The organism is Helicobacter sp. 13S00482-2 (assembly GCF_002272795.1).
In the GTDB taxonomy this organism is placed as follows: Bacteria; Campylobacterota; Campylobacteria; order Campylobacterales; family Helicobacteraceae; genus Helicobacter_J.
Genome location: NZ_MLAT01000018.1, coordinates 21886 through 28079, shown reverse-complemented (window position 1 = coordinate 28079; position 6194 = coordinate 21886). Strand labels below are relative to the sequence as shown.

At 33.9% G+C, this 6194-nt stretch carries 8 protein-coding genes; all 8 read left to right on the top strand.

Going from position 1 to position 6194, the window contains the following annotated elements:
• Positions 1-113: 113 nt before the first annotated feature.
• From BKH42_RS07670 to BKH42_RS07635, 8 genes are read left to right on the top strand one after another with little or no spacing between them, the layout of a single operon-like run.
• Positions 114-779, top strand: a complete 666-nt coding sequence (locus BKH42_RS07670; protein WP_095296033.1) for a site-2 protease family protein — start codon at positions 114-116, stop codon at positions 777-779.
• A 13-nt stretch (positions 780-792) separates the two neighbouring features.
• The gene (gene rpiB, locus BKH42_RS07665) at positions 793-1227 is read left to right on the top strand and encodes a ribose 5-phosphate isomerase B (RefSeq protein ID WP_095296032.1); all 435 of its coding nucleotides are present in this window, start codon (positions 793-795) and stop codon (positions 1225-1227) included.
• A 14-nt stretch (positions 1228-1241) separates the two neighbouring features.
• Positions 1242-1580 (top strand): hypothetical protein, encoded by a 339-nt coding sequence (locus tag BKH42_RS07660; RefSeq protein WP_095296031.1) that lies wholly within the window; start codon positions 1242-1244, stop codon positions 1578-1580.
• Positions 1581-1590: 10 nt separating this feature from the next.
• Positions 1591-2145 carry an adenine phosphoribosyltransferase gene (locus BKH42_RS07655; protein WP_095296030.1) on the top strand — a complete coding sequence of 185 codons (555 nt, stop codon included), beginning with the start codon at positions 1591-1593 and terminating at the stop codon, positions 2143-2145.
• 6 nt (positions 2146-2151) lie between these two features.
• Positions 2152-2799 (top strand): DedA family protein, encoded by a 648-nt coding sequence (locus BKH42_RS07650; RefSeq protein WP_180674015.1) that lies wholly within the window; start codon positions 2152-2154, stop codon positions 2797-2799.
• Positions 2780-4213: a leucyl aminopeptidase gene (locus tag BKH42_RS07645; protein ID WP_095296028.1), complete on the top strand. Its 1434-nt coding sequence runs from the start codon at positions 2780-2782 to the stop codon at positions 4211-4213. Before BKH42_RS07650 ends, BKH42_RS07645 begins: the two co-directional genes overlap by 20 nt.
• 1 nt (position 4214) lies before the next feature.
• Positions 4215-5315, top strand: coding sequence for a redox-regulated ATPase YchF (ychF, locus tag BKH42_RS07640; RefSeq protein ID WP_095296027.1), 1101 nt, complete (start codon positions 4215-4217; stop codon positions 5313-5315).
• Positions 5281-6150 (top strand): radical SAM/SPASM domain-containing protein, encoded by an 870-nt coding sequence (locus BKH42_RS07635; protein ID WP_257874290.1) that lies wholly within the window; start codon positions 5281-5283, stop codon positions 6148-6150. The genes ychF and BKH42_RS07635 overlap by 35 nt, the downstream gene beginning before the upstream one ends.
• Positions 6151-6194 lie beyond the last annotated feature (44 nt).

Below are 6194 nucleotides of genomic sequence, written 5' to 3'. Positions count from 1 at the left end.
TAGATGCACAAGATAATCCAAAAGAGGTTTTTTCTATCAGATGGAAGCGTGTTTTTAAAACAGTTGAAAGTCTTGAAAAAAATATCAAGAAACAGGTTGAAGTAGAGCAATAGATGGATTTTGATATTTTTTCATCACAAAATATTTTAAAAACTTTCATAATGATGATTGCTTTTTTGGTGGCTATCATTGGACATGAAATTATGCATGGATATGTGGCGTTTCGTTATGGAGATGATACGGCCAAAAAAATGGGTCGTTTGAGTGTGAATCCTATCAGGCATATTGATTTAGTTGGATCAATTATTGTTCCAGGCATCTTGTTTTTTGCTCAAGCTCCTTTTCTCTTTGGTTGGGCAAAGCCTGTTCCTGTAAATATGAATTATATTATTCAAAGATGGGGCTATGAAGCTGGAATCGCAGTGAGTTTGGCAGGAGTAGCTTATAATCTAATTTTGGCTTTAATAGCAAGCACCCTTTTATTTAGTAATCTTATTCCCTCATCAGGATTTTTTGGAGCAATAATTGTTGCTTTTTTAGTGAAGTTAATTATTTATAATGTGGTTCTTGGGATTTTTAATCTTTTTCCTATTCCTCCTCTTGATGGTTCTGCTGCTTTGAGTTTCATTTGTCTTAAATTTGGAATAGAAGGTATTCCAAGATTTTTTAATCAAATTGCCCCTTATGGTTTTATTATCATTATTCTTATATTTTTTACGCCATTATCTGAAATATTCTTTTATCCTATGAATTTTTTGTTACAATTTTTATTGAAATGAGAAGGAAATATTTATGATGTATATTTTAGGTTCAGATCACGCAGGTTTAGGACTTGGAGATTTTGTGAAACATTACTTAGAATCTATAAATGTTGGGGTAATTGATTATCTTCCAAAAGATAACAACCGTGTGGATTATCCTGATTTTGCAAAAAAAGTTTGTAAAGAAGTTCTTGAAAATAAAGGTTCTATGGGTATCCTCATCTGTGGCACTGGACTTGGCATGAGTATTGCAGCTAATCGCTATAAGGGAATACGAGCTACATTGTGCCTAGATGGCTATATGGCAAAAATGGCAAGGGCCCATAATGATGCTAATGTATTATGTTTGGCTGAACGTATCAGCGGAATAGGTGAAGTTGAATCTATTTTAGAGGCTTTTATTTATACTCCTTTTGAAGGTGGTAGGCACACTCAGAGGATTTCAAAAATTGAGGATTTTAATTAGATGGGGGTTTGTAAATGAATTTGGCGTTGCAAGGATTTTTTATCACTGTTTTTATTCTTTTTGTTCTATATATGCTCATAAAAACTTTTTTTTACAAGTCTATCGCAGAAAAAGAACAGAGAAATTCCGCTTCAATGAAACTTACCTTGCAAGAGGCAGAGATCTTGATTCAAAAACATCAACTTCAACTTCAAAGAGCACTTGGAAATATTGAAATACTAGCTCAGGAAATGAATTCTCTTAAAAATGAAGTAAAAACTCTCAAGCAAAGAAATTCTCAATACAGAATTGAGACAGATAAATATAAAAGCAGAATCAAAGATCTTGAACAAAAAATCGAAGCTTTATTATAAAAGGAACAATATGCAAACTATTTCAGAAGAACTTAAAAAACATCTACTTGATTCCATTAGAGCTATCCCTGATTGTCCAAAACCTGGAATTATATTTCGAGATATCACAACGTTAATTAATAATGCCCCATTACTTTTGGAACTCATAGATTCTTTAAAAAAATATTACGCTTGTATGAATCTTGATTTTGTTGCTGGAATTGAGGCAAGAGGTTTTATTTTTGGCGCTATGTTATCTTATGCACTTGGTGTGGGTTTTGTGCCTATTAGAAAAAAAGGTAAATTGCCTTTTAAGACGATGAGTGAAAAATATAGCCTTGAATATGGCTTTGATGAAATTGAGATGCATATTGATGCATTCAGAGGAAAACAAAATGCTAGAGTTTTGCTTGTTGATGATCTTATTGCTACAGGTGGAACAGCTCAAGCTGCTTTTAACTTGATAGAGAGTTTAGGAGGAAAATGTGTAGAGGCTTGTTTTATTTTGAACTTGCCAGATCTTAAGGGGGCTAAAAATTTAAGTGAATTTGTTAAGGTTTCTACCATATTAGACATAGGAAATTAAATGGGTATCGAACATCACATCATTGAGTTATGGGACAATTATGTAGCAGATTGGGGATATTTGATTTTATTTTTTTGGAGCATTTTAGAGGGTGAGCTTGGTTTAATATTTGCTGGTATTGCTTCCCATACAGGCCATATGAATGTGATATTGGCGGTATTTGTCGCAGGAATTGGAGGTTTTGTTGGGGATCAAATTTATTTTTATATTGGCAGGTTCAATAAAGGATATATTCAAAAACATCTCAAAAAACAACGCAGAAAACTAGCTCTAGCACACTTATTGCTTCAAAAATATGGTTGGCCTATTATTTTTGCCCAAAGATACATGTATGGTATGAGAACGATTATTCCTATAAGTATTGGTTTGACTAGATACAGTGCATTTAAATTTGCTATTATCAATCTCATTAGTGCTTGGATTTGGGCGGGAGTCACAATTTTATTGGCTTGGTTTTTAGGAGATCAGATATTAGATATTTTATCTTGGCTCAAAGGCCATCCTTATATTTTTGTGATTTTAATCGTAGGATTCTTGAGCTTTGTGATTTGGTATTTTAATTCACATACAAAAAAAATTGATAAGAAAATTCAAAAAATTCAATCTAAATTAGAAATAAAAAAGGAAAAAATAGATGTTAAAAATTCAATTTAAAAAAACTGATTTTAAAGCCACAAAGGCTGATTTGGGACTTGTTTTTATACCAAAAAAAAATCTCAAACAAAAATGGATAGACTCTAAAAATTTTAAAAATTTTGGTTATGAAGGTGAAGGGATATTTTTAGATCAACAAGCTCATATTCTTTATGTCGGAGTACAAGATCTAAATGTAGATGCACTTAGAGAAGCGAGTTTTCAGGCAGTTAATTTTATCAGAAAAATGCCTTTTAAAAATCTCAAGTTAGGAATTTATGGTGATAATGAGATAATGCAAGGGATTTTTTTGGGACTACTTTTGGGAATGTATGAATTCAATCAATATAAAAGTAAAAAAAATATTCCTACACTCAAAGAGATTTTTATTGTCAATGAGGGAATCACTAAGACTATCCCAAAAAATTTAGAAAAAGATATATCCACAGCAGAGATTTTAGCACAGAGTCTTATTTTAGCTAGAGACGCTATCAATACTCCTCCTGAAGATGCCACTCCTTTATTTTTGGCAGAGTTAGCACAAAAGATTGCTAAAGAAAACAAGCTTACTTGTAAAATCGGGGATGAAAAATTTCTTGCCAAAGAAAAAATGGGAGCATTTTTGGCTGTCAATCGTGCCTCTGTTCATCCTCCAAGACTTATTCACTTGATTTATAAATCCAAAAAACCTAAGGCAAAAGTAGTGCTTGTGGGCAAGGGATTGACATATGATAGTGGGGGTTTGAGTTTAAAACCTGCTGATTATATGGTCACAATGAAAGCAGATAAAAGTGGTGGTTGTGCTGTTCTTGCTATTATGAATGCAGTTGCTAAAATGGAAATAGATATTGAACTTCATGGGATTGTTGGGGCTACAGAAAATATGATTGGTGGAGATGCTTATAAACCTGATGATGTTTTGTTTTCTCGTGAGGGTAAGAGCATTGAAGTGCGCAATACAGATGCAGAAGGCAGGTTGGTTTTAGCTGATTGCTTGAGTTATGCTCAAGATATCAAACCAGATTGTTTGATTGATTTTGCCACGCTTACAGGGGCTTGTGTGGTAGGATTAGGGGAATATACTAGCGGAGTAATGGGGCACAATGAGGAACTAAAAACTCGTTTTGAAAACGCAGCTACAAGGGCAGGAGAATTAGCGACCAAACTTAGTTTTAATAAACATCTAAAAAAATTGATTGATTCTAAGATTGCTGATATTTGCAACGTTGCTTCTTCTAGATATGGTGGTGCTATAAGTGCAGGGATGTTTTTGAGTGAATTTATTCGTGAAGAATATAAAGATAAGTGGTTGCATATAGACATTGCAGGTCCTGCATATGTGGAGCGAGACTGGGATATTAATACCTATGGAGCAAGTGGGGCAGGTGTGAGGGCGTGTGTTCAGTTTTTGCTTGATTTTATTAAAAAGGATTGATATGGGGCTTTCAATAGGCATTGTAGGACTTCCAAATGTTGGCAAATCAAGTACTTTTAATGCACTCACTAAAGCCCAGAATGCACAGTCTGCAAATTATCCTTTTTGCACCATTGAACCAAATAGGGCAGTTGTGAATGTGCCTGATAAGAGACTTTTTGAGTTAGCAAAGATAGTGAATCCTGAGAGAATTCTACATTCGGTTGTGGAATTCGTCGATATTGCTGGACTTGTTAAGGGGGCTTCTAAAGGAGAAGGATTAGGAAATCAATTTTTAGGTAATATTAAGGAGACAGATGTGATATTGCACATCGTTCGTTGTTTTGATGATTCTGATATTACCCACGTAGAGGGCAGGATTGATCCTATTAAGGATGTTGAAATCATCGAATTGGAATTGCTTTTAGCAGACATAGATACTCTTTCTAAGCGTATTGATAAGCTAGAGCGTCAGGCAAAAGCAGATAAAGATGCCAAAGTTATGCTTGAATGTGCCAAAGATCTTTTAGGGCATTTTCATAATAATCAACCCGCTAAAACTTTTGCTGATGTTGATAGTGAGGCTTTTAAAACCCTCAATAAAGAACTTAGATTTTTAAGTTTTAAAGAGGTGATTTATGGGGCAAATGTAGATGAAAATAGTATTTCTACAGGGAATCATTATCTTGAAACACTTAAACAATATGCTCAAGCCCATAATGCTGAAGTGATTATGCTATGTGCAAAACTTGAAGAAGATATGGTAGGAATGGAGGAGTCTGAGCGGAAAGAGTTCTTGGATTCATTAGGTTGTAAGGAAAGCGGTCTTGAACAGATTATTCGTGTGGGTTTTTGCAAACTAGGGCTTATCAGTTATTTCACTGCTGGAGTAAAAGAAGTGAGGGCTTGGACTATCCATAAAGGTGATAGTGCCCCTGTTGCTGCGGGGGTTATTCATAAGGATTTTGAAAAAGGTTTTATTCGTGCAGAAACAATTTCTTATGAAGATTTTATTAAATATGGTGGGGAAGTAAAAGCAAAAGAGGCTGGAGCACTTAGAGTAGAAGGTAAAGATTATATAGTCGCTGATGGCGATGTCATGCATTTTCGTTTTAATGTATAGATTCAAAAAAATCTATATAGAACTCAGTGATATTTGTGGGCTTAATTGTAGTTTTTGTCCCACACCAAAGAACACTCGCAAGATTATGGATGTGGATTTATTTGAAAAAGCTTGTTCTCAAAGTGCCAAGCTCACACAGATAATTACCTTTCATCTTTTGGGCGATCCTTGTATGTTGAAAAATCTACGAGAATATTTAAATATCGCACTTTCTTATAGCTTGGGTGTGGATTTAGTCACAAGTGGAGTTTATTTGCATAAAGATCAGTTTGATATTTTAACGCTTCCTCCTGTTCATCAGCTTTCTATTTCTTTAAATGCAGGTTTTGATGAAAAAAATCAAGCTAGGATTCCAGCAAATTATTTGAAAAATATTTTTGATTTATGTCATTATAAAATTCTTCAAGATACCCCTAGTTTTATTAATCTTAGGCTTCAAGATACTTCTTTAAAAATCCTATCTTGGCTCAAAGATGCGATACTCTCAGAGTTTAAGATTAAAGATGATAATTCTTGCTTTAGATTCAGGCTTGGAAAAAAAGTATTTTTAAATATTACAAAAACTTTTCAATGGCCTACTTTGAAAGATGCTAGTGATGTCAAGGATAAATATTGTCACGGACTTATATCACAAATTGGCATATTATCAAATGGTTTGGTTGTGCCTTGTTGTATCGATGCTAGAGGTCATATTGGGCTTGGTAATTTAAAAGATAGCAATATATTGAATATTATCAACTCTCCTAGAGCTTTAAAAATCCAAGAAGGATTTATAAAAGGAGAGGCAGTAGAAGACTTGTGCAAGACTTGCACATACCCCGCAAAACGCTATTAAAGTTTTATAAAATAAAGCTATGATATGATTAGCTAAAGAAACAA